Source organism: Paraburkholderia lebeckiae (assembly GCF_050436225.1).
Lineage (GTDB): Bacteria > Pseudomonadota > Gammaproteobacteria > Burkholderiales > Burkholderiaceae > Paraburkholderia > Paraburkholderia tuberum.
Genome location: NZ_JBNDLU010000003.1, coordinates 130052 through 150603 on the forward strand (window position 1 = coordinate 130052; position 20552 = coordinate 150603).

The following is a 20552-nucleotide window of genomic DNA, read 5'->3' on the forward strand; positions in this document are numbered from 1 at the left end:
GTTCACCGCCGGGAGCAGCAGGGTCAGTCGATCTTCCTCGCCGCACATGCAAGCATCGCGCCACCGATTTGCTGATTGCCACGAGTCAGCAGCATCTCGGCAGGGCCGCGAATATCACGCGCATCCTTGTGTTGACCGAGTTTGCGCTTTCCGACCAGCCGCGTGATCTCGACTTCGAGACCAACGATTCCATCGAGTTGCTCTTCCAGATAATCGGCCGGAGCATCGCCCATCTTCCGAGGCTCCGCTTCCGATGCCTCGTGCGAGCGGGTAAGCCGTGCAACCACGCTGCGGACGAACTTTTTATCGTCGCGGATGCGAATCCGGCCGTGCACATGGACGACGACATAGTTCCAGGTCGGCACCTGTTTATGGTGCTCATGCTTGCTCGGATACCACGTCGGCGAGATGTAGGCGTCGCCGGCGTTGAAGACAACCAGTACTTCATCATTGTCCGCCACGTCCCGCCAGACCGGATTCGCGCGCGCGACATGCGCTTGCAGCGTTCCAAAACCCGGCTGGCCTGGTGTTGGGATTCAGTGGGTTCAGCCATGCGCAAATGACATCGTCTGCGGAGCGACTCGCCGATCTCATTCATGAACTGGCGCAGACGACTGCAACTCGCCACACCGCGAAACGGCGAAAGGCTTCGCGAACCGGGGCGTGAATCGCTGCGTCTCTAACACGGAGACGATCGGTCAGGTGATGCTCACGCCTGGATACAGTTGTGGAGTTCGAATGTTCGCTCGACGGTGGCCGGATTCGACATGCGAAAAGACGTGGACGACGCCGGGCACGCCGTCGCCGTCTACTGGCCCCGACAGGCCATTTCATTCTGTTGGATCCGAACTACGGGCTGCGGCATCGCAGCGAACTCGCTCATTTCTATTCCCATCCGATCTGTTGCGGGGACTGGGCGGCGACCTCCTCAAGTCGCCGCCGCTTGCGCTTATGGCAATGTGATCTGACGGGTGAATTCCGCTGTCACGTTGGGACCTGTGGCTGTGCCAAATACCGGGTAGATGGTCTTGGGCCCGCTGGCAGTCAGACCCATGTAATCGCCAAGGAAATGGCCACGCGCCACAGGAGCGTTGAGTATGTTGAACGAGGCCGTGGTCAGTCGTTGCTCGTTGCCCCAGTTTGCGGAGCTCGTGCACGCGGACGAGGTCGGGCAGAACAGCGCGAAATTGTCCGTGCCCTCGACGCCGGCAGGCGTGTTCGTGTCGTTACGAAAGTCGTAGTAGGTCACCGCCACCGTATTGCCGTCGCCCGACGCCACCACCGCGGGGATGAAGGCCTGTTGACGGCACGGATTCGCGGCATTGGCCGGCGTCTTGTTGATCATCACCGGCGTCGACCAGGTGGCCCCGCCGTCATCCGACTCGCTGAAGACGATCCCGGTGATCGCGATTGACCCGGCCCCGGGCGTGGTGCAGGTGGCTGTCGAAAAGCGATTGTCCTGCCACGCGAGATAGATTGCCCCCGTGACCGGGTTCACAGCGACACTGAAAAGAATGGCGGCATCGCGTATCGGCTGGCCGGTGTCCGGCGTGACCACTCCCAGGGTGCGCACCTGAATATCGTTGACGAACGTCGGCGTGCTCCAGCTCGCGCCCTTATCCGTGGACTTTATATAGCCGATGCTGAGCCCCGAGTTTGTGACATTGATCGCAGTGAAGAAGTCACGCAGGGTCCCATCATGCAACACCCGTACAGTGTTGTTGATCGTCTGCGCGTTCGTGCCCGGTCGATAGATCGGGGCGGCCGTGCTCCAGGTCACGCCGTTGTCGATGGACCGCGAGAAGAAGCTCGGGCCGGTGAAATTGAACTTGAAGACCGGAGCACCACCCGCTGCACCGTTGCGCAATTGACGCGCGATCTCGACACCGTCGTTTCCCGCGAGCAACTGATCGCCGGCCTGGGTTGGCGGGAAAACGCTCAGTTGATCCCACACCGCATAGGCGTAACCGTTCGCCGTCGGATCGGCGGTGAGCGAGTTTTTGTCATTGAGCGCGTGCGGCGAGTTGGTGCGGATCAGGGTCACGGGAGCCTGCCAGCTCGCGCCGTGGTCGACTGAGCGGCTGACCAGCAACCCGCTATTGCGCGCCCCAAACGGAGTGGTCGGCTTCATCGGGTCAAACACCAACGACAGGAAGAACGCGGTTCCGTCTTGCGCGAAGTCTACCCACGGATCGGAGGCGCGACGGAATTTGCCCCCGGTGCAATTGGTAACGTCGGATGGGATCGTATTGGTCCATGTGCTGCCCGCATCGGTGGAGACGACGCCGACGAGTCCGCGTGAGCCACCGTCGTCCCAGCGGTCCTGCTGATGGCCGACGAGTAGGCGGGACGGGTTGGTCGGATCGGCCGCCACCCATGGCTCGATCGACGTGGCCGGAAACAGGACGCTCCCGAATGCGGACTCCTGTGCGTTAATCTGGTCCGCAGTGCATCCGCTGAATGGATCGCCCGCGGCCACCGTGACGAGCGGGCCGACCACTTGCGCCTCGGCACCTGGGACGATCGCGCACGTAAGCGCGATGACGCTGCCACCTGCAAAACCGCGGGAAGCAGAACGGGATAGCCGTCTGAAAATCGATGTCATGTCGTACCTCGCGAAAAGGGTAATACGCTTGCGCATTGGCGGGCATCCGTCACCGGCACCCATGTGAAAACCGATTGTTCTTGCTACCGCCCCTCGAGAGTTGCATCGATGCACGTCCGATGCCCAACCATCGAGACACACTAGGACGCGGGCGCCGGATTTGTGTGAAAAATTCCTGACGGATGCTATTTGGGACGCCCCATCCTTATTTCTATTGATGTGGTATGCGGCTTGCAGCAGGACGATGGAAGCATGTATGCGCTTGTAGAAGCAGCATGACGCCTCAAATCAGATTCGATGGCACAACTGCCGCCGATCAGGTTCATGGCAGGAAGGAGGTCACTGCATCGGCACCCTGGTTTTAGATGACCGGGCCGGACGACATTGACGAGGTGAACTGGCGAGATGTGTCTGACCGGAACCAACGCCGCAACGCGGTACTATCGGCGCACGGCGCGTGCCTCGATCTGCGTCCGGTTTCGCCGTTATCTGGTTGGGGAACCCGCAAAGCTTTCGGGCCTGTTTAGAGGCCCGGCAGTCCACGTGTGCGCGATACTTCGAAGAGTCGCAGATGAAATGGCCATTGAGATGGATCAGCGCGATCATGGCAGCCTTCGCGGTCGCTGTCCTGCTTGCTCTACCGCTGCCTGAGTCCGTCGACCTGACGACGAAGATTGTCACCGTGAACTTGATCGAGCGACCGGATTCGGTCGTTTTCGACTACGTGACGACACCCGCGCACTGGCCCGACTGGCACCCGTCTTCACTATCGGTAAGGGGGGCGACCGACCACCCGTTGAGCGTTGGCGAACAGGTCGTGGAAGAATTTCGCGTGGCGGGTCGGCGGGGAAGCGTCGTGTGGACGGTTGCTGCGCGGGACCGTCCGCGCAAATGGGTCATCGTCGGCACGATAGATGGCAAGTCCGCCGGCGCGGTGAGCTACTCCCTGAGGCCCGTAGCGTCCGGAACGCGATTTGAGCGTGAGTTCGAGTACCGCTCCCCGTCACTATGGTTTGCAGCGGTGAATGTCTTGTTCGTGCGCGCGCGAATCCAGCAGGAATCCGAAGAGGCGGTCGCGCGGCTGAAGAAAACGCTGGAAACGACGCCGTAGACCGGAGTGCACCGGCAAATCGGATGGCTCGCCCGCTTCCCGACATGGCAGACGCAGCGCTGGTGCATCGATGTCTTGCCAACAGGCTGGCGGATGGCGCGGAAAGGGACGAAAGACGGCCCGTGAGCCTTGCAGCGCCGAGCTGACGCAGGACTATCGCGAGGTCGAAGTAGACCTTTTCGCAGACCAGATCGGCGCCGTCGAAGACTGTCCCCGCGGTCAGGACCCGGTGCGTGCGCGCGATTCCTGGGACACGAATCTCCTGAATCGAAGTTCACCTTGCTGGCGCACTTCAAATTCCACACCGGTCTCCTGAATGACGAACAGCGCAGTCGCAAGTGTGTTCTCGTCGTCCGGGTCAGCAGGGTCATCGCGATAAATTGGCAGACCTTTCGACGCCTTGTCCGAGAGTACCTCCAGGAGACTCAACCCGCCGATGTTCGATAGACCTGGAAGAAGCTCACCGAGTCGGGTCTGCCGGTCGCGGGACGAGTCCGTGACAATCTGCTCCTCGTTGTCACAGCCGACATGGACAAGGTGGTTGGCGTGCCCGCACAGATGGGCCACCTCCGTAACGGAGCAGCGCTGTACAGTTGCTTCGATGCTGAGCAGCCGTGGGTCCCCGACGCAACCCAGCGTGTGGTGAAAGCCGCTGGCACGTGGCACACCATCGAGCACCCTGATGGCGGCGTCAAGTGAAACGGCGTCGAGCACCGCGCGGGTGAGCACCATGCGGGGCACCCCAACGGCGGGCTTCCTGATTCGCAGGTTGTTGATGGCCTGTACCAGTCCGGCACGGCTTACTGCGAAGGTATGTCCCGGCAGGGAGCCCGGGTAGTAGAAGCTCACGAACCCTGGCTTGCCGGTTGGACGGATGTCCACGAGCTCGCACTTGTCGCGCAGATACGGATCGCCATCCTCGTTATGCGCGATGAGCCGCTCATTTGGCGACCAGGCAGCCAGTGTCGTGCAACCGTCCGGCGCGTTGTGAATCAACTCTCCCCGGCAGTTCCACAGGAACACGTCCTCGGCGGACCATCCCATGCCTGCCGCCATGCCTTCGATTTCTGCGACATGGTCAGGGAACGCACTTTCGGCAGCCTGGCGCAAGGCTCGCACAAACGCGCGCCCGCGCCATCGGCTGACCGCCTGCCAGGCGACGCTTTGGCCCATGTACGCACCCATGACCGGCCGGGCCAGTGAGCCGAGGGCGTATCCGATTTCGTACGGAGAGCCGGAAATGACGGCGGGAGTGAGAACCTTCATATCGGACATAACCTCGCTTAGGACACGTGCTGCAAAAAGTCTTTCAGTCGCTGTGTAGGTGGAGTGTGGATGAGCGCGGCCGGTTGCCCGTCCTCGGCGATGCCGCCCTGGTCCATGAACAGCAGGCGCGTGCCGACGCGCTTCGCGAACCCGATTTCATGCGTCACGACAATCATGGTCATCCCCTCGTTGGCAAGGTCCTGCATGACCTTGAGGACTTCGTGACGAAGTTCCGGGTCCAGCGCTGAGGTTGGCTCGTCGAACAGCATCAACTTGGGCCTGATGGCCAGGGCGCGGGCAATCGCGACGCGCTGCTGTTGCCCTCCAGACAACTCGGACGGGTAATGATTGGCGCGCGCTTCGAGGCCCACCTTGTTCAGCAATGCCATTGCCTGGTCGCGTGCCTCGGCTCTCGATGCTCCGCGCACCTGGATAGGGCCGAACATGACATTCTCGAGCGCTGTCATCTGGGGAAACAGGTTGAACTGCTGGAAGACCATGCCGGCCTCGAGCCGGATGTTACGAATTACGGAGGCGTTGCCCTTGACGCTCTGCCCGTCGACCAGCAAGTCTCCGCCCGAGATTTTTTCCAGCACGTTGATACAGCGAAGCATCGTGGACTTGCCCGAGCCGGACGGACCGACGACCACCACAACTTCGCCACTTTCAATGCGCAGGCTGATGTCCTTGAGCACGGCCACGTGGCCGAAGCTCTTCGAGACCGCCTTGAATTCGACCATGTTCATAGGATGCTCATCCTCTTTTCAACGAGACGCAGTGTGAGCGTCATCACGCCAGTCAGAATCAGATAGATGACGGCAACCGCCGTCCAGATCTCCACGGCGCGGAAATTTCCCGCGATGATTTCTTGCCCCTTGCGTGTCAGTTCGCCCACACCTATGACGATAAAAAGTGACGTGTCCTTCAGGCTAACGATGCACTGATTGCCGAGCGGCGGAATCAACCGGCGAAAGGCCAGCGGCCCGACAATCTTCAGGAGGACACGTGGCATGGACAGACCCATCGCAAGACCGGCTTCCGTGAGGCCTTTGGAGATGGACAACAGCGCGCCGCGCACCACTTCGGCAAGATAGGCGCCTGAATTTACCGTTATCGCGATGATGGCGGCAGTCAGGCCATCGATTCGGATATGCGCAAGCAGCGGCAGGGCGAAGTACAGAAACATGACCTGCACGACAATCGGCGTACCCCGGATCAGCTCAATGTAGGCCTGAGCCAGAATGTTCAGTGCGACAGGCCCATACGCCCGGAACATCCCGGCGATCATGCCGACGATGAAACCACCGACGAGCCCGACAACTGCAATAAAGACTGTGAGCTTCACGCCGTCCAGCAAGTCTGGAAGTGCCGCTCCGATAACTGACCAGTCGAATTCCACAAAGCGCTCCTGATTGTTCCGTTGCCAGCGCGACGGTCGTGACCGCCGCGCCCCATTTCCGACATTTCCGAGCGATTACGACTTCGGCGGTTCCGAACCGAACCACTTCTTGTAGAGCTTCGCGTAACGGCCATCTGCCTTGATTTTCGTCAGATCTTCGTTGACCTTCGACACGAGAGGACTTCCCTTCGGAAAGCCGATGCCGTATTTGTCGCCACTGACGGGGGCGCCGGCAACCTTGACTTTGCCTTTGCCTTCCGTGTTGACGAAGTACAGGACATTTGGCGTGTCGTGCATGGCTGCGTCGACGCGGCCCGCTTCCAGCGCCAGATAGGCCTGGTCGATGTTGGGGAACTGACGGATTTCCTTGGGCTTCAGGTGCGCCTTGATCCAGTCGATCGTTGCGGTGCCCGTTTTTGCGCCGATGACCTTGCCATTCAGGTCGTCAATGGACTTGATGCTCGTGTTGCTGACTTGCACCATCGCAGCGAGTCCGCTGTCGTAATACGGATCCGAAAAATCGATGGCCTTCTTGCGTTCTTCCTTGATGGTCATGCCCGAAAGCGCGACATCAATGTTTTGCGTTTGCAAAGCCGGAATCAGACCAGCGAAGTCCATCGGCTGAATCTTGTACTTCCAGCCCTGGTCCTTCGCGATTTCGGCCCACAGGTCAAGGTCGAAGCCGACGTACTTGTCACCCTGCTTGAATTCGAACGGCATGAAGGAAGTGTCGGTACCGACAACCAACTCTTTGGTTTCCGCGTGCGCGATGCTGGCGCCGAACATTGCAACAGCAATGACGGACATAAGGAAGGAACGACGTCCCATGATTCTCTCCGCAGTGATTGGCGATGTCACCTCCTCGACGTGGGAGGGACCAATGACAGCAACACTACATGCAGCGCAACACGCGATGTCTTAGTCAAACTGCGCGCAACGTTTGTTGTCAAAAACGATAGTACTCCGCCAGAAATGGACGTCAACAAAAATCGGGGGAGGGAAAACACGTAGTCCCGGCGTCGGGACTGCGCGATAGATGGCGGCACTACTGACCGGATTGAGCTGACGTATGCACCCTTTGCGTGTAGCGCGTCTTCCGCCTCGGACAATTGCTGGATGGCCCGTGAGCATACGTACGGGAACAGCTAACTACACTGTCAGAGTCAATTGCAGCGTCCGTAAAGGCTCAATTACGGGTAAACACAGGATTGCAACAAACGTTGCCCATGCTTAGATTTTATGCAACAGACGTTTCTTCGCGCGTTTGTATTTGTCCGAGACGCCACGACCCGTGAGGTATGCCCCACACCGTGAGCGAGCCCATCAAGGTGCAATGACGGAGACGTTCATGGTTTTCGAAACGATAATCTACGGTGTGCAGGACGGGATTGCAGAGGTCAGGTTAAACAGACCGCATCGTCTGAATGCGGTGGTCCAGCAACTTTACGATGAGTTAAACGAAGCATTAAGCCTCGCTGAGGCGGACCGAGCCGCGCGGGTAGTTCTCGTTACGGGAGAGGGACGCGCATTCTGCGTCGGAGCGGACCTCAAGGAACACAAGGCGGGCCGCACGGCCTTCGAGCGTCGCGAATACCTGCGGGGTGAGCAGGTAGTTTGCAAGCGGCTGCTGACGCTCGGCAAGCCCGTGGTCGCGGCTGTAAATGGCTTCGCGCTGGGAGCTGGTGCAGAAATCGCGATTGCCTCCGACTTCGTTGTGATGGCCGAGAGCGCGAAGATTGGATTGCCCGAAATAAGCATCGGCAACTTTCTCGGCGGCGGAATCACGTATCTCCTTCCCCGGCTGGTGGGCCTGGCAAAAGCGCGCGAGCTAGTTTTCCTTGGCGAGCGGATTGACGGGCAAGAAGCTGCTCGCATTGGGCTCGCGAACCGCGTGTATCCCGATGACGGTTTTCTTCAGAGCGCACGGGCGTTTGCACAGAAGGTCGCCAGCAAGGCTCCGTTCTCGATGCGGCTGGCGAAGGAGCAACTGAACTTCGCTGGCGAGCGCACCCTTGACGCAGCGCTGACTGCAGAACTGGAAGGCATGATGTTCTGTTCGACAACGAAAGACTGGCAGGAAGGCATCGATTCCTTCGCCGCGAAGCGTGAACCGGTGTTCAAGGGAGAATAACGATGAGCAGCCACTCTATTCGCAAACTTTTCTATCCAGACTCGATTGCCGTCGTTGGCGCATCGAAAGACCAGATGAAACGGGGTTTTCGTTCCATTCAAAAGCTGCTGGAAGACGGATACGCCGGGGCGATATACCCCATAAACCCGAAAGAACCGGAAATCCTCGGCCTGAAATGCTATGCGAGTCTGGGCGACATACCCCGCGACATTGACCTCGCCCTGGTCTGCACGCCGGCAAAGACCCTGCCACAGGTCATCGAGCAATGTGGCAAAAAAGGCGCAAAAGGCGCGGTTGTCCTGGCGGGCGGATTTGCCGAAGCGGGCGATGACGGGCGGCGCCTCCAGGACGAAATGGTGCGAGTCGCTCGTGCCTATAACGTACGTATCGTCGGGCCGAACACGTCCGGGGTTTTTAATACCCACAAGGCTTGCAACATTGTCGGCTTTTGCAATCTGAAGAAAGGCGGTATCGGATTGCTGTCCCAGTCTGGAAACATGGCGCTTTCTCTCGTGACGGAGGCCGAGGCCAACGGACACATCGGGCTGTCAACGTACGTCGGCATTGGCAACGAATCGGATATTCAGTTCGACGAGTACCTCGACTACTTTGCAGAAGACGAGAACACGAAGGTCGTCGTCGCGTATGTCGAGGGTATGAAAAATGGGCGGGTGTTCCTGGACGCACTGCGTCGCATTACACGTAGGAAGCCGGTCGTACTCTACAAGTCAGGCCGCACCAGCGCCGGACGTAGTTCCGCGAAGTCGCACACTGGTGCGCTGGCCGGAGACTACGCGGTAAGCGAGGGCGTTCTGCGTCAGGCGGGAGCGGTGCTCGCTCGCAAGTCCGACGAGATTCTCTCGCTCGCTGAAGCGCTTTCGCTGCTTCGGCCGCTCGCGTCGCGCCGCGTGGCGGTGCTCGCCGATGGTGGTGGGCACGCCACGATTGCTGCAGACGCCTTGAGCGAACATGGTCTAACGCTTGCTCCCCTGAGCCACGAAACGCGCCAGCGCCTGTCGGCAATCCTGCCGCCGTCGGCCGCCGTTGCGAACCCCGTAGACGTTGCAGGCGGAACGGATTCCAACCCGGCGGTATTTGCCGACTGTGCCCGCATTCTGCTCGAGGACCCTCAGGTGGACGGACTACTCATCACGGGACTCTACGGCGGATATGGCGTGAGGTTTTCCCAGTCGCTGACGCCCATTGAGATGCAGACCTCTATGCGAATTGCCGCAATGCTGGAAGCGCGCGGTAAACCAATCATCGTGCACAGCCTCTATGGGAGCTTGTATTCGGACCTGCGACCGGCCCCTCTGACGTGTATTCGTGAAGCCGGTGTACCGGTTTACGACTCGCTGGAGTTGGCGGTCCGCTGCATGCAGGGCCTCGCAGAGTTTGGTGAGGCGCAGAGGCGACCACTTGCTGTAGCAGAGGACCATCCGGTGCGGTCGCCGGCATTCGAGACGGTCCTGTCGTCCTGTTGTAGCGAACACCGGACGGTTGTGCTCGAGCACGAGGCCCGGCAGGCGCTCGCGGATGCTGGCGTCCCAATGCCGGCTCCCGCGATTCTGGCCAGGTCATTGCATGAGGCAGTGGCGGCGTTCGAGCGCCTCGGTTCGGTGCCAGTCGCGATGAAAATCGTGTCGCGCGACATCATCCACAAGTCGGACGCCGGTGGGGTCAAGCTCAGCGTTGGAAGCTCCGATGGGGTTAGGCACGCGTTCGAAAACATCGTGGCCAATGGCCGGAAACATGTGCAAGACCCGGACATTACCGGCGTCCTCGTGACTCCCATGGCGCCAAAGGGCGGCGTCGAAATCATCATCGGTGTCGTGCGTGACCCGACTTACGGCCCGGTCATGATGTTTGGCCTCGGCGGTATCCTGGTCGAGGTACTCAAAGACGTCGTCTTCCGCTCGCTCCCTCTCACGAAGGACGACGCGCACCGGATGCTCGCCGAGATTCGAGCCAGTGAGATTCTGAACGGGGTACGGGGAGCGGCCCCGACCGACAAGGATGCATTGGTCAAGTTGATGATGGGCATCTCGTCGCTTTGCTCCGCATTTCCGGAAATCGCCGAGCTGGACCTCAATCCCGTGCTTGCCTATTCCAGCGGGGTGGCCATTCTCGATGCTCGCATCCTGCTTGAGGATGTCAGCGCGGCCACCCCTCAGTGACATTCAACCGAGCAGCCAAGATGAACCATGCACCTGAATTGACTGATGCATTGCTACGCGTCGACGGGCGTGTCGCAACACTGACCTTGAACCGCGATGATGTCCGTAACGAGCTCACCGGCACGAAACTCGTGGACGACATTGATCGCACCGTTCAGTGGATTAACGCCGAGGAGTCGATCGGTGTCCTGATTGTGACCGGTGCCGGAAAGGCCTTCTCTTCCGGCGGAAACATCAAGCACATGTTCCGTCGCGAGGGGAGTTTCGGTGGGGACGTCTATGAGGTTCAGAAACAGTATCGGCAAGGCATCCAGCGAATACCCCTGGCGATGCATCGTCTCGACGTCCCGTCCATCGCAGCCATCAATGGTGCCGCATTGGGCGCGGGCTTCGACCTCGCCTGCATGTGCGACCTGAGACTGGCTGCAGCTGACGCGATCATGGGCGAGACCTTTGTCAATGTGGGAATCATCCCCGGAGATGGCGGAGCCTGGTTTCTACAACGACTCGTGGGCTACCAGCGGGCAGCCGAGCTCACGTTTTCAGGCCGAACCTTTACCGGGGTTGAAGGCAAGGAGCTTGGCGTCGTTCTCGACGCCGTTAGCGCAGACCAGTTGCTGGAAACCGCTCAGCAACTGGCCAGAAGCCTCGCCGCAAAACCGCCGCAAGCCCTCCGGCTGACGAAGCGCCTGATGAAATCAGCCCAGCGCATGGAACTGCACGACTTCCTCGACCACTGTGCCGTCTTTCAGGGTATGTGCCACAACACTGACGACCATCTCGAGGCGCTGGCTGCGACCATCGAAAAGCGGGCACCTCAATTCAAAGGTCAGTAGCGACGCTCCCTCCTCGCTGAAATAATTCGCACAGTTTCCGCAGGACCGGGTCTTCTCATGGCCGCGGACTTCGATGTGAAGCTAGTCAGGAAGATTGAAAAGCAATTGGTCGCGCTGGCCAAACGTATCGTTGCAGCTCGCTCCGACCGGTCGGCGAGTTACGATCCACATACGTTTTCGCCCCGGCGCCCGCGTACGAGAGAAAGAGCGGCTTCATCGTCGGTTGTGAGCAGGTTTGCTCCCACGAGCTTTTCCCTACACACGGCTTTAGCCAGGCTCTGACCTCGCTTCTGCATGAGCCATCGGATAGGCCACACCCGCGCGGTCTGATCCGCGGACGCAGTTACCACCCGCTGGCCGTCCGGGCTGAAGGTGGCGGAGCTTACCGGTCCCTGATGTCCGGTGAGCTTCGCGATCACCTCGCCGGTCGCCGCGTCCCACACCCGCGCCGTCCCGTCCGCGGACGCGGTCACCACGCGCTGGCCGTCCGGGCTGAAGGCGGCGGAGAAAACCGGTCCCTGATGTCCGGTGAGCTTCGCGATCACCTCGCCGGTCGCCGCGTTCCACACCCGCGAGGTCCCGTCCGCGGACGCGGTCACCACGCGCTGGCCGTCCGGGCTGAAGGCGGCGGAGAAAACCGCTCCCTGATGCCCGCTGAGCTGGGCGATCTGTTTGCCGGTGGCCGCGTCCCACACCCGCGCGGTTCTATCCGCGGACGCGGTCACCACCCGCCGACCGTCCGGGCTGAAGGCGGCGGAATAAACCAGATCCTGGTGCCCGCTGAACTGCGCGATCTGTTTGCCCGTGCTCGCGTCCCACACCCGCGCGGTCCCGTCCCTGGACGCGGTCACCAGCCCCTGGCCGTCCGGGCTGTAGGCGACGGAATCAACCGGGCCCTGATGACCGCTGAGGAGCAAGATCTGTTTGCCGGTGGCCGCGTCCCACACCCGCGCGGTCCCGTCCCTGGACGCGGTCACCACCCGCTGGCCGTCCGGGCTGTAGGCGACGGAATCAAGCGGACCCTGATGACCGCTGAGGAGCAAGATCTGTTTGCCGGTGGCCGCGTCCCACACCCGCGCGGTCCCATCCGCGGACGCGGTCACCGCGCGCCGACCGTCCGGGCTGAAGGCGGCGGAATAAACCAGATCCTGGTGCCCGCTGAGCTGCGCGATCTGTTTGCCCGTGGCCGCGTCCCACACCCGCGCGGTCCTATCACGGGACGCGGTCACCACCCGCTGGCCGTCCGGGCTGAAGGCGGCGGAAATAACTGACCCTTGATGCCCTCTGAGCAGCAAGATGCCCATCGCCGCGTCCCATGCGCGCGCGGTCCTATCACGGGACGCAGTCACAACCCGCTGACCGTCCGGGCTGAAGGCGGCGGAATTCACCGGCCCCTCGTGTCCGGTGAGCTGCGCGATCACCTGGCCGGTCGCCGCATCCCACACCCGCGCCGTCTTGTCATCGGACACGGTCACCACGCGCTGGCCGTCCGGGCTGAAGGCGGCGGCGCTCACCGGTCCGCGATGCCCAGTGAGCTGGACGATCAAGTGGCCGGTCGCCGCGTTCCACACCCGCGCGGTGTTGTCATCGGACGCTGTCACCGCGCACTGGCCGTCCGGGCTGAAGGTGGCGGAGAAAACCGGTCCCCGGTGCCCTATGAGCTGCGCGATTACCTGGCCGGTCGCCGCATCCCACACCCGTGCCGTCTTGTCATCGGACGCGGTCACCACGCGCCGGCCGTCCGGGCTGAAGACTGCGGAGCTTACCGGTTCCCGATGCCCGGTGAGCTGTGCGATCACGTGGCCAGTCGCCGCATTCCACACCCGCGCGGTCCTGTCCGCGGACGCGGTCACCACGCGCCGGCCGTCCGGGCTGAAGGCGGCGGAGAAGACCGGTTTCTGATGCCCGCTGAGCTGCGCGATCTGTTTGCCCGTAGCCGCGTCCCACACCCGCGCGGTCCTGTCCGCGGACGCAGTCACCACCCGCTGGCCGTGCGGGCTGAAGGCGGCGGAATAAACCAGATCCTGATGCCCGCTGAGCTGCGCAATCTGTTTGCCCGTAGCCGCGTCCCATACCCGCGCGGTCCTGTCCGCGGACGCGGTCACCACCCGCTGGCCGTCCGGGCTGAAGGCGGCAGAATAGACCAGATTCTGATGGCCACTGAGCTGCACAATCTGCTTACCCGTGGCCAGGTCCCACACCCGCGCTGTCCCATCCCAGGACGCGGTCACCACCCGCTTACCGTCCGGGCTGAAGACGGCGGAATCAACCGCATTCTGATGGCCGCCGAGCAACGCAATCTGCACTGATGCTTGCGCGCCACGCATAAGCTCAAGCTCTGCTTCTACCGATCCCGGCGAGAGCCAACCGTTGCCCATCGCCAGCATCGCGAAGCGCATTGCGCGGTCATAATTTCCCGCGTCGTTCGCCGTTGTCGCAGCCGACGCCAACGCCAGGGAAGTCTGGCGTGCGACCATCCGAGTCTGGTGAATGATCCACCCGGCAGTCACAATTAGAATGAATACGATTGTGCCAATCAGTACCTGGATGCGTCGCTGCGCGCCCTGTCCGTGCCCGCTCTTGCTTGACATGGGCTAGATCCTCAACGATTTGTTGCAACTGCGACTCGCGCTCCGCGCGTGCAACCTCCTCGCGCCCGCAGCAAGTCCATAGATAGGAAAGGTCGTCCGCACGCAGCCGAAAGCAATTCGCACATGTCCAATTCGCAATGAAATCGCTCGCCCCACACCGTCGCCCAGACGTCTGAGGGCTCCCGGTCGCATCGTCTCACGCCACACCACGCACTCGATTCCAGGTAACAGCACATCAGTGCGCACCAGTGTCCGCTGACAAGGGGCGGATTCAACCGGTCGATGCAACACAATGAACGTCGGCATTGGCCGAAATGTACTCTTAGACTATCGGTCAGGCCTCCGATGCGGCCGGCCATTCGGTTGACGGCTTCGTAGCACAATCGGGTGCCGTGGCATCGAAGTCGATGACGCGCCAGATTTCTGAGCAGACTGAAACCTGGCGCCAGCGTCGCCGCACGAAGCGATGTTAAGTCCGGGCTCGTGCGGCCGTTTTCGGGCGCAAATCTCTTCTGGCAAAACCGGCCGGTTATTGAAGCTCGCCCATCCTAACCTGGCTATGGCCTGGCAACAGTTGGACGGCACTGAGGCTTGCTGCGCACAGTTGCCGAGCGGCCTGGCTCAAGCGATCATTTGCGGTAACGCATTGGACGGAGATCTGACGATGTCAGGGATGGCAAAGATTCGAGGATTCGTTGTGGCACTGGCGCTCGTTGGCTCGGTGGCGCACGCGCAGACCACCAACTTCTGGGGAACGGGTCTTCCCGATCAGCCGACGCAGTTCATTTTCGGCTACGGCTCGCTCATCAACACGCCATCGCGCGACGCCACCGCGGGCAAGCCGGTTGCGGCGATTCCGGTGCGCGTCTCGTCAGCGTTCGGCTATGTGCGTAGCTGGAGCGACCGCGCTGGCTCAGGGTTCACGGCACTCGGCCTGCGGCGTCCGTTCAAGGGCGAGGCGCCGATGACGATCAATGGAGTGATCTATCCCGTTGTCGGCAACGACATGTCCGCGTACGACGAGCGCGAGAAGGGATACGTGCGCGTCGAGGTGCCGAGCGCGCTCATCGAGGCCGTGTCATGGCAGCCGCTGCCGACGCAGGGAACTATCTGGGTCTACGTGCCGAAGGCCGAAGGCAAAGCGCCGGGCGAAGGGCTTCCGGTGCCGGACGCGAGGTTTCCGCTCGTCGAGTCGTATATTGATGTCGTTATCGAGGGCGGGCTCGAGTACGGGCCGGAGTTCGCTCGCGAGCTCATAGAGACGACCCGAGACTGGAGCCCCTACTGGCTCAACGACCGCACGCTCGCACGCCGGCCATGGGTGTTCGACAAACAGTTCGCGAAGGTCGATGCACTGCTCGCGACATCGGCGCCCTGCTTCGCGCAGCGGGCGTTCCCCGAGGACTATGCCGCCATGAGCGCCGCGATCGCGAAACGCAAAGGCGACGTGTGCCTTCGGGAGGCGCACGGCCGCTAGACCGCACGCTTTCAGCGCCAGTCGTCCATGTTGTGCTTGATCTTGTTGCGCTGGACGATCAGCGTTTCGACGCTCGGCTCCCTGTTCATCGCGCGCGATGGCGAGCTTGGGTGCCGCGTCATGGTTCGTGCGGAAGATGTCCTTTTGTGGAGGTCTGGTCCGATCCGAAAAGACGGTTCGATCCAAACCAGGCCGATGATGTACCTTGGCATCGAAGTCGATGACGCGCTTGCGATTTCGGAGCAGACTAAAATCCGGCGCGACCGGCGCTGGCCGCACGACGCGATGCTGGTCGCGATTCGTGGGGCCGGTTGGTGGCGCAGTTCTCTTCAGGCGAAACCCGGTCAGGAGCGTCCTACGCTACCGCTGGCACTCGGTCGTTTGGGCGGCGACAATGACTACGTCCGGTGTACCGACATTCATCTTGGCCGGTAGTGAGGAGTCGGAGGCGGCGTAGCCGCCGGAGACGACGAACTGCCGGCGGCGCCGGAGCGGCGAGGCTTAGGATGGCTGACTGAACCTAAAAAGAGGCGGTCAGCCCATGTCTGGAAGCCGCATTACCGACCTGCAGGTCCGCCTCTACATGAACCATCGCAAACACCATCCGCAGAAGCTTGCTGCGGCGAAGTCAGGCATGAGCGAGCGCACGGCGCGGCGTGTCGAACACGAAGCCGGGCTACCGTCGCAGCAGCCCCGGCGCTACTGGCGCTCGCGCCCAGATCCGTTCGCCGATGTCTGGGATAGCGAAGTGGTGCCATTGCTACGCGCTGCGCCAAAGCTGAAGGCGATCACCCTGCTGCGCAAATTGCAGGAGGACCATCCCGAACGCTTTCCGGACAGCATGCGGCGCACGTTCGAGCGGCATGTCAGCCAGTGGCGCGCGCTCGAAGGGCCGAACCAGGAAGTGTTCTTCCCTCAAACGTATCAACCAGGCGCGCGAGGCCTGTCGGACTTCACGCACATGGACAAGTTGTGCGTAACGATTGGTGGCATCCCGTTCAACCACCTGCTGTATCACTTCGTGCTGGCGTTCTCGCGCTGGGAATACGCCAGCGTGGTCGATGGTGGCGAGAGCTTCCAGGCGCTCGCGACGGGACTGCAGAACGCGCTTTGGCAGGCCGGCGGCTGCCCACGCGAACACCGTTCCGACAGTCTGTCGGCGGCGTTCAGAAACCTGCAGGAAGAGGAAGACTTCACGGTTCGCTATGCAGCGCTGCTCGAACACTACGGGATGCAAGGCACGCGCAACAACCGTGGCATGGGTCATGAGAATGGCAGCGTCGAATCCTCGCATCGCTATCTGAAGGATCAGGTCGATCAGGCTCTGGAGTTGCGCGGTCACCGCGACTTCGCAGACCGCGCCGCGTACGACGAGTTCGTGCGCGGGGTGGTAATGCACCGCAACCGGCGCAATGCTGCAGCGTTCCAGATCGAGCGCGAACACCTGCTGGATCTGCCTGAGCACCGTACCACCGACTTCGTTGAGGAAGAGGCGCGCGTGACCCGTTGCGGAACCTTCACCGTACGTTGCGTCCTGTACAGCGCGCCGTCGCGGCTGATCGGCCATCGCCTGAAGGTGCGCCTTTACAGTGACCGGCTCGATTGCTATCTGTCCGGCGCGCTCGTGCACAGCACGACGAGGGCCACGCACACCAGCAAGCGGCGCGGTCGCGGCATCGACTACCGGCACTTCATCGATTCGCTCAAACGCAAGCCGCAGGCCTTCAGGGGTCTCGCGTTCCGTGACGATCTGTTTCCGCGTGAAGCCTATCGTCGCACCTGGGAACGGCTGGATCAGGCACTGACGCCGCGTAGCGCCTGCAAGACCATGGTGGGCCTGCTTGAACTCGCCGGGCACCACGGCGTTGAGGCGCAACTGGCCGAGCGGCTCGATGCTTTGCTCGAACTCGGTGAACTGCCCGATCTGAAGGTGTTGTTCGATGAGTTCGCGCCGCGCCAGGCCGAGTGTCCGGTGGTTGTCGTCGAGATGCCGTCCGCCGCGCTTTACGATACGTTGCTCGATGAGGAGGTGCTCGCATGAACGCCGCCTACGATACTGGCCGTATCGCACTTATGCTCAACGAACTGCGCCTGCCAACGATCGGCCGGTTGTGGCCGGACTTCGCTGAACGCTCGGACAAGGAAAGCTGGCAGGCGTCGCGGTTACTCGGTGCATTGCTCGAACATGAACTTGCCGAGCGCGCCAAACGAAGAATCGAACGTCATCGTGCCGAGTCACATCTGGATCCGACCAAGACGCTCGCCACCTTCGACTTCGGTGTTGTGCCTATGGTCTCAACGGCGCATGTGATGGCGCTGGCCACCGGCGATTCGTGGCTTGAGAAAGGCGCCACGATTCTCCTGTTCGGGCCGCCTGGAGGCGGGAAAAGTCATCTTGGCAGCGCAATCGGACATGCCCTGATCGATGCCGGCTATCGCGTGTTGTTCACCCGGACCGGCGAAATCGTGCAGAAGCTCCAGGTCGCACGTCAAAGTTTGCAACTGCCTTCGGCGCTCGCCAAACTCGACCGGTTCGACCTGATCATCCTGGACGATCTGTCGTATGTGAGGAAGGACCAGGCCGAAACCAGCGTGCTGTTCGAGCTGATCGCCGAAAGATACGAGCGGAAAAGTCTTCTGATAACCGCCAACCAGCCATTCTCCGGCTGGAATGACGTCTTCCCGGACCCCGGCATGACGGTGGCGGCCATCGACCGGCTCGTCCATCACTCGACGATCTTTGAGCTGAATGTCGAAAGCTATCGGCGCCGCACAGCCAGCGACAAACAGAAAGAGCGCCGCCGTCAATTACCCACTGACAACCCGAACGGAGCGACAACCATGCTCCCCTGACGCAGCGACAATCACCTCGGCCGACCGGCCAAGATGTTTGTCGGTAAACCGGACGTCCTGCTTGACGCTATCCAGTCGTTGGAATAACCGGTTGAATCCGCCCCCGAGAGCGGTCGTTGTTGTCTTGGGGCGATCATCGACCTTGGCGTTCATTCAAAGAAAACTCGCCCTGTATCAGCTACCAGCTCTCTTGGCGATATTCGATAACTGGACTTCAGCACGAAGACATGCTTACAAGGCGTGTCGTGCGATGCAGGGGCGCAGGCGGATAGCCTTCTCCGGTGCGCTGAAACGCCGGGACAGGGCCGAATTCGGCATCCAGATCCGTCCCACGCGAAAAGCGGGCTAGTGGTGCAACGGGGCGGGCCTTTGACGAAAGAGAATGTCCCGAGCGCGTTATTCGTCAAGCGAAGCGTTGCGGTGACCCACACGAGGCATCCAGGCGCGTGCGGGAGGGGGCGATGTTGCGGATCGATGCACGCCGCCGCTGGTGGTACCGAAGAAAATTACCGAAGAAAATCGACATAAGGGCCAAACTCGCGGTCGCTGAACGTTGCCTGGGCTTTAATCAAGGTAGGCCAATGTTTCTATCGCCGATGGGCCGCCGCTTCAGCCGCCGTGTCATGGTATTCCTTGAATTTCGTGATTCTTCCGTTTTCGATCGTGAAGACGTGAGCCCACTCATCCTCATACGTAATGCCAGTTGAATTTACGCGCCAACGCTGCACCCCAAGCACGACGACCTTGTCTTCGCTGGCAATAAAATCGAGAGGTTCGAACCGTTCAGCAGTCTGAGTCGCAGCAAGCGCACTGAAGAATTCCGCGACCTCCTGAGGGCCGTGCCTTCCACCAGCGAATGGGATGATCTCTGTAGGCCCAGGTATGAACCAGTCGACATTTTCGGCGAGCGTTTTCAGGACGCCCCCGATGTCGGCCTTGCTGAAAGCATCGTATGCTTGCTGCACCAATTGAACATTTTGTTGCTCGCTCATTGCGCCTCCCACAATCGCCGTTTCGAGATCTTCCTGTATTGCTGCGGAATCGAGGCCATTACCAGATCATCATAGTCGAGTCACCGAAAACCGTGCGCTCGCCAACCAGCAAAAAGCTGAGAACCTGCCGGCCGCACCCGGCCCATGGATGGCCGTTGAATCCGCCGATCAACAACGGCCACGTCCACGCCTCAATGCGACTGCCCGGTATGGGTCGCCTGCTGTCCCGCGCAGAGGTTATCGCACGCACTTCGATGCTCATCGCACGAGGCGACAGTCGGCCGCTTTCGGACGTTCGACAGCCGTGGATTGGCGACAATCGTTATGCTCGCAACAGCGAGAGACGTGTCAGGGGGCTATTGGGATGATCTACGCCAAGGAATTTTTTGATCTTCAGCTCCAGTTTGCCCGAAGAGTCTCAGAGTTAGGGGCTATGCCGTTGCAGGTGGCTCTTCTTGACTACACGAATCTCTACGTCCGGTTCGTTGGCGATCGGCAATTCGATGGCGACGATCCGATTTGGTCGACGTACCTGGCCGGGTTTAGAGGCGAAGTTGATCTTGGCGATTGGACCTATCGCTTTTACCTTCATCGACCGCATCGCGTTCAGCCGCCGTCGGTTATCGCGACGTTCGGATGTTTTGCGTACGCGATGGGGAAGCCGGGTCAAATCCGGCTTCATTTCCATAACACGGACGGACACAGGCATGGACCATTGAGCGCGGAGCGTTCGGCGTCGCGGCTATCTGAGCTAACTTCGCTGGTGCACCACGTCCGCTCGCAGCAGGTGGCCGTTAAGGAGGTGGCTGGAGTCTCGTGGCTCTACAATCTAACTGCGTATAGACGGTTGTTTCCCGAGTCCTACGCTGCTTCAGCGACGGTGGCTGAGAACAGGTTCCGTAACATGCCTCTTTGGGGGCAGTTTTTGAACCGCCACGGTGGCATCAGGAAAGACGCAGTGACGGCGTTCGCTCGACGGGTTTCCGATCGGACCACCATGGATGAACTTGCACAATGCTTTCCGCTGCAGCCGCTTGCGGTATCGGCACCGATCGAAGCCTTCTTCGAGTTCTACGCACAGAACCCTGCGGCTAGGTTTGGTGGTTGAAGGTCC

At 61.0% G+C, this 20552-nt stretch carries 16 protein-coding genes and 1 pseudogene; 9 read left to right on the plus strand and 8 right to left on the minus strand.

Going from position 1 to position 20552, the window contains the following annotated elements:
• Positions 1–23 precede the first annotated feature (23 nt).
• A pseudogene (locus OKW45_RS35350) lies at positions 24–527 on the minus strand (FMN-binding negative transcriptional regulator); the annotation flags it as partial.
• Positions 528–949: 422 nt separating this feature from the next.
• On the minus strand, positions 950–2641 hold the full coding sequence (locus OKW45_RS35355; RefSeq protein ID WP_429473496.1) for a sialidase family protein: 1692 nt from the start codon (positions 2639–2641) through the stop codon (positions 950–952).
• 535 nt (positions 2642–3176) lie between these two features.
• Between OKW45_RS35355 and OKW45_RS35360 the strand changes: the two genes are divergently transcribed.
• Positions 3177–3716 (plus strand): SRPBCC family protein, encoded by a 540-nt coding sequence (locus OKW45_RS35360; protein ID WP_429473497.1) that lies wholly within the window; start codon positions 3177–3179, stop codon positions 3714–3716.
• A 219-nt stretch (positions 3717–3935) separates the two neighbouring features.
• Here the strand turns inward: OKW45_RS35360 and OKW45_RS35365 are convergent, their stop codons facing one another.
• The 4 genes from OKW45_RS35365 to glnH all read right to left on the minus strand — a co-directional run bounded on the left by OKW45_RS35365 (position 3936) and on the right by glnH (position 7209).
• Complete coding sequence (locus OKW45_RS35365; RefSeq protein WP_429473498.1) at positions 3936–4982, minus strand: C45 family autoproteolytic acyltransferase/hydrolase; 1047 nt, start codon at positions 4980–4982, stop codon at positions 3936–3938.
• A gap of 17 nt (positions 4983–4999) precedes the next feature.
• Entirely contained in the window at positions 5000–5728 is a 729-nt protein-coding gene (gene glnQ, locus OKW45_RS35370; protein ID WP_018422393.1) for a glutamine ABC transporter ATP-binding protein GlnQ, read from the minus strand.
• A complete protein-coding gene (glnP, locus tag OKW45_RS35375; protein WP_429473499.1) occupies positions 5725–6381 on the minus strand; it encodes a glutamine ABC transporter permease GlnP in 657 nt (218 codons plus the stop codon). The genes glnQ and glnP overlap by 4 nt, the downstream gene beginning before the upstream one ends.
• Before the next feature lie 75 nt (positions 6382–6456).
• Positions 6457–7209 (minus strand): glutamine ABC transporter substrate-binding protein GlnH, encoded by a 753-nt coding sequence (glnH, locus tag OKW45_RS35380; RefSeq protein ID WP_184005777.1) that lies wholly within the window; start codon positions 7207–7209, stop codon positions 6457–6459.
• A gap of 520 nt (positions 7210–7729) precedes the next feature.
• On the opposite strand from glnH, the gene OKW45_RS35385 reads away from it, so the two are divergent.
• Genes OKW45_RS35385 through OKW45_RS35395 form a run of 3 tightly spaced genes read left to right on the plus strand, consistent with a single transcriptional unit; the run spans position 7730 to position 11525 of the window.
• Positions 7730–8512 (plus strand): enoyl-CoA hydratase/isomerase family protein, encoded by a 783-nt coding sequence (locus OKW45_RS35385; protein ID WP_026226141.1) that lies wholly within the window; start codon positions 7730–7732, stop codon positions 8510–8512.
• Between the two features lie 2 nt (positions 8513–8514).
• The gene (locus tag OKW45_RS35390) at positions 8515–10689 is read left to right on the plus strand and encodes an acetate--CoA ligase family protein (RefSeq protein ID WP_429473500.1); all 2175 of its coding nucleotides are present in this window, start codon (positions 8515–8517) and stop codon (positions 10687–10689) included.
• 20 nt (positions 10690–10709) lie between these two features.
• Entirely contained in the window at positions 10710–11525 is an 816-nt protein-coding gene (locus tag OKW45_RS35395; protein WP_429473501.1) for an enoyl-CoA hydratase-related protein, read from the plus strand.
• A 158-nt stretch (positions 11526–11683) separates the two neighbouring features.
• On the opposite strand, the gene OKW45_RS35400 is transcribed toward OKW45_RS35395, so the two are convergent.
• Positions 11684–14116: a WD40 repeat domain-containing protein gene (locus tag OKW45_RS35400; RefSeq protein WP_429473502.1), complete on the minus strand. Its 2433-nt coding sequence runs from the start codon at positions 14114–14116 to the stop codon at positions 11684–11686.
• 664 nt (positions 14117–14780) lie between these two features.
• Here OKW45_RS35400 and OKW45_RS35405 point away from each other — a divergent pair.
• The 4 genes from OKW45_RS35405 to istB all read left to right on the plus strand — a co-directional run bounded on the left by OKW45_RS35405 (position 14781) and on the right by istB (position 18446).
• Positions 14781–15593 carry a gamma-glutamylcyclotransferase family protein gene (locus OKW45_RS35405; RefSeq protein ID WP_429473503.1) on the plus strand — a complete coding sequence of 271 codons (813 nt, stop codon included), beginning with the start codon at positions 14781–14783 and terminating at the stop codon, positions 15591–15593.
• Positions 15594–15620: 27 nt separating this feature from the next.
• Complete coding sequence (locus OKW45_RS35410) at positions 15621–16028, plus strand: hypothetical protein (protein WP_429473504.1); 408 nt, start codon at positions 15621–15623, stop codon at positions 16026–16028.
• A 106-nt stretch (positions 16029–16134) separates the two neighbouring features.
• Positions 16135–17634 carry an IS21 family transposase gene (istA, locus tag OKW45_RS35415; protein ID WP_429472120.1) on the plus strand — a complete coding sequence of 500 codons (1500 nt, stop codon included), beginning with the start codon at positions 16135–16137 and terminating at the stop codon, positions 17632–17634.
• Positions 17631–18446, plus strand: a complete 816-nt coding sequence (istB, locus tag OKW45_RS35420; RefSeq protein ID WP_429473505.1) for an IS21-like element helper ATPase IstB — start codon at positions 17631–17633, stop codon at positions 18444–18446. The genes istA and istB overlap by 4 nt, the downstream gene beginning before the upstream one ends.
• A 587-nt stretch (positions 18447–19033) precedes the next feature.
• Here istB and OKW45_RS35425 read toward each other — a convergent pair.
• Positions 19034–19438, minus strand: a complete 405-nt coding sequence (locus OKW45_RS35425) for a nuclear transport factor 2 family protein (RefSeq protein WP_429473506.1) — start codon at positions 19436–19438, stop codon at positions 19034–19036.
• Between the two features lie 364 nt (positions 19439–19802).
• Between OKW45_RS35425 and OKW45_RS35430 the strand changes: the two genes are divergently transcribed.
• Positions 19803–20546, plus strand: a complete 744-nt coding sequence (locus OKW45_RS35430) for a hypothetical protein (protein ID WP_429473507.1) — start codon at positions 19803–19805, stop codon at positions 20544–20546.
• Positions 20547–20552 lie beyond the last annotated feature (6 nt).

Bases quoted from the DNA above. Each gene is read 5' to 3' on its own strand.
- OKW45_RS35355 (WP_429473496.1), bottom strand. From the start codon at position 2,641: ATGCGCAAGCGTATTACCCTTTTCGCGAGGTACGACATGACATCGATT.
- OKW45_RS35360 (WP_429473497.1), top strand. From the start codon at position 3,177: ATGAAATGGCCATTGAGATGGATCAGCGCGATCATGGCAGCCTTCGCG.
- OKW45_RS35365 (WP_429473498.1), bottom strand. From the start codon at position 4,982: ATGAAGGTTCTCACTCCCGCCGTCATTTCCGGCTCTCCGTACGAAATC.
- glnQ (WP_018422393.1), bottom strand. From the start codon at position 5,728: ATGAACATGGTCGAATTCAAGGCGGTCTCGAAGAGCTTCGGCCACGTG.
- glnH (WP_184005777.1), bottom strand. From the start codon at position 7,209: ATGGGACGTCGTTCCTTCCTTATGTCCGTCATTGCTGTTGCAATGTTC.
- OKW45_RS35385 (WP_026226141.1), top strand. From the start codon at position 7,730: ATGGTTTTCGAAACGATAATCTACGGTGTGCAGGACGGGATTGCAGAG.
- OKW45_RS35390 (WP_429473500.1), top strand. From the start codon at position 8,515: ATGAGCAGCCACTCTATTCGCAAACTTTTCTATCCAGACTCGATTGCC.
- OKW45_RS35395 (WP_429473501.1), top strand. From the start codon at position 10,710: ATGAACCATGCACCTGAATTGACTGATGCATTGCTACGCGTCGACGGG.
- OKW45_RS35400 (WP_429473502.1), bottom strand. From the start codon at position 14,116: ATGTCAAGCAAGAGCGGGCACGGACAGGGCGCGCAGCGACGCATCCAG.
- OKW45_RS35405 (WP_429473503.1), top strand. From the start codon at position 14,781: ATGTCAGGGATGGCAAAGATTCGAGGATTCGTTGTGGCACTGGCGCTC.
- OKW45_RS35410 (WP_429473504.1), top strand. From the start codon at position 15,621: ATGTTGTGCTTGATCTTGTTGCGCTGGACGATCAGCGTTTCGACGCTC.
- istA (WP_429472120.1), top strand. From the start codon at position 16,135: ATGTCTGGAAGCCGCATTACCGACCTGCAGGTCCGCCTCTACATGAAC.
- istB (WP_429473505.1), top strand. From the start codon at position 17,631: ATGAACGCCGCCTACGATACTGGCCGTATCGCACTTATGCTCAACGAA.
- OKW45_RS35425 (WP_429473506.1), bottom strand. From the start codon at position 19,438: ATGAGCGAGCAACAAAATGTTCAATTGGTGCAGCAAGCATACGATGCT.
- OKW45_RS35430 (WP_429473507.1), top strand. From the start codon at position 19,803: ATGATCTACGCCAAGGAATTTTTTGATCTTCAGCTCCAGTTTGCCCGA.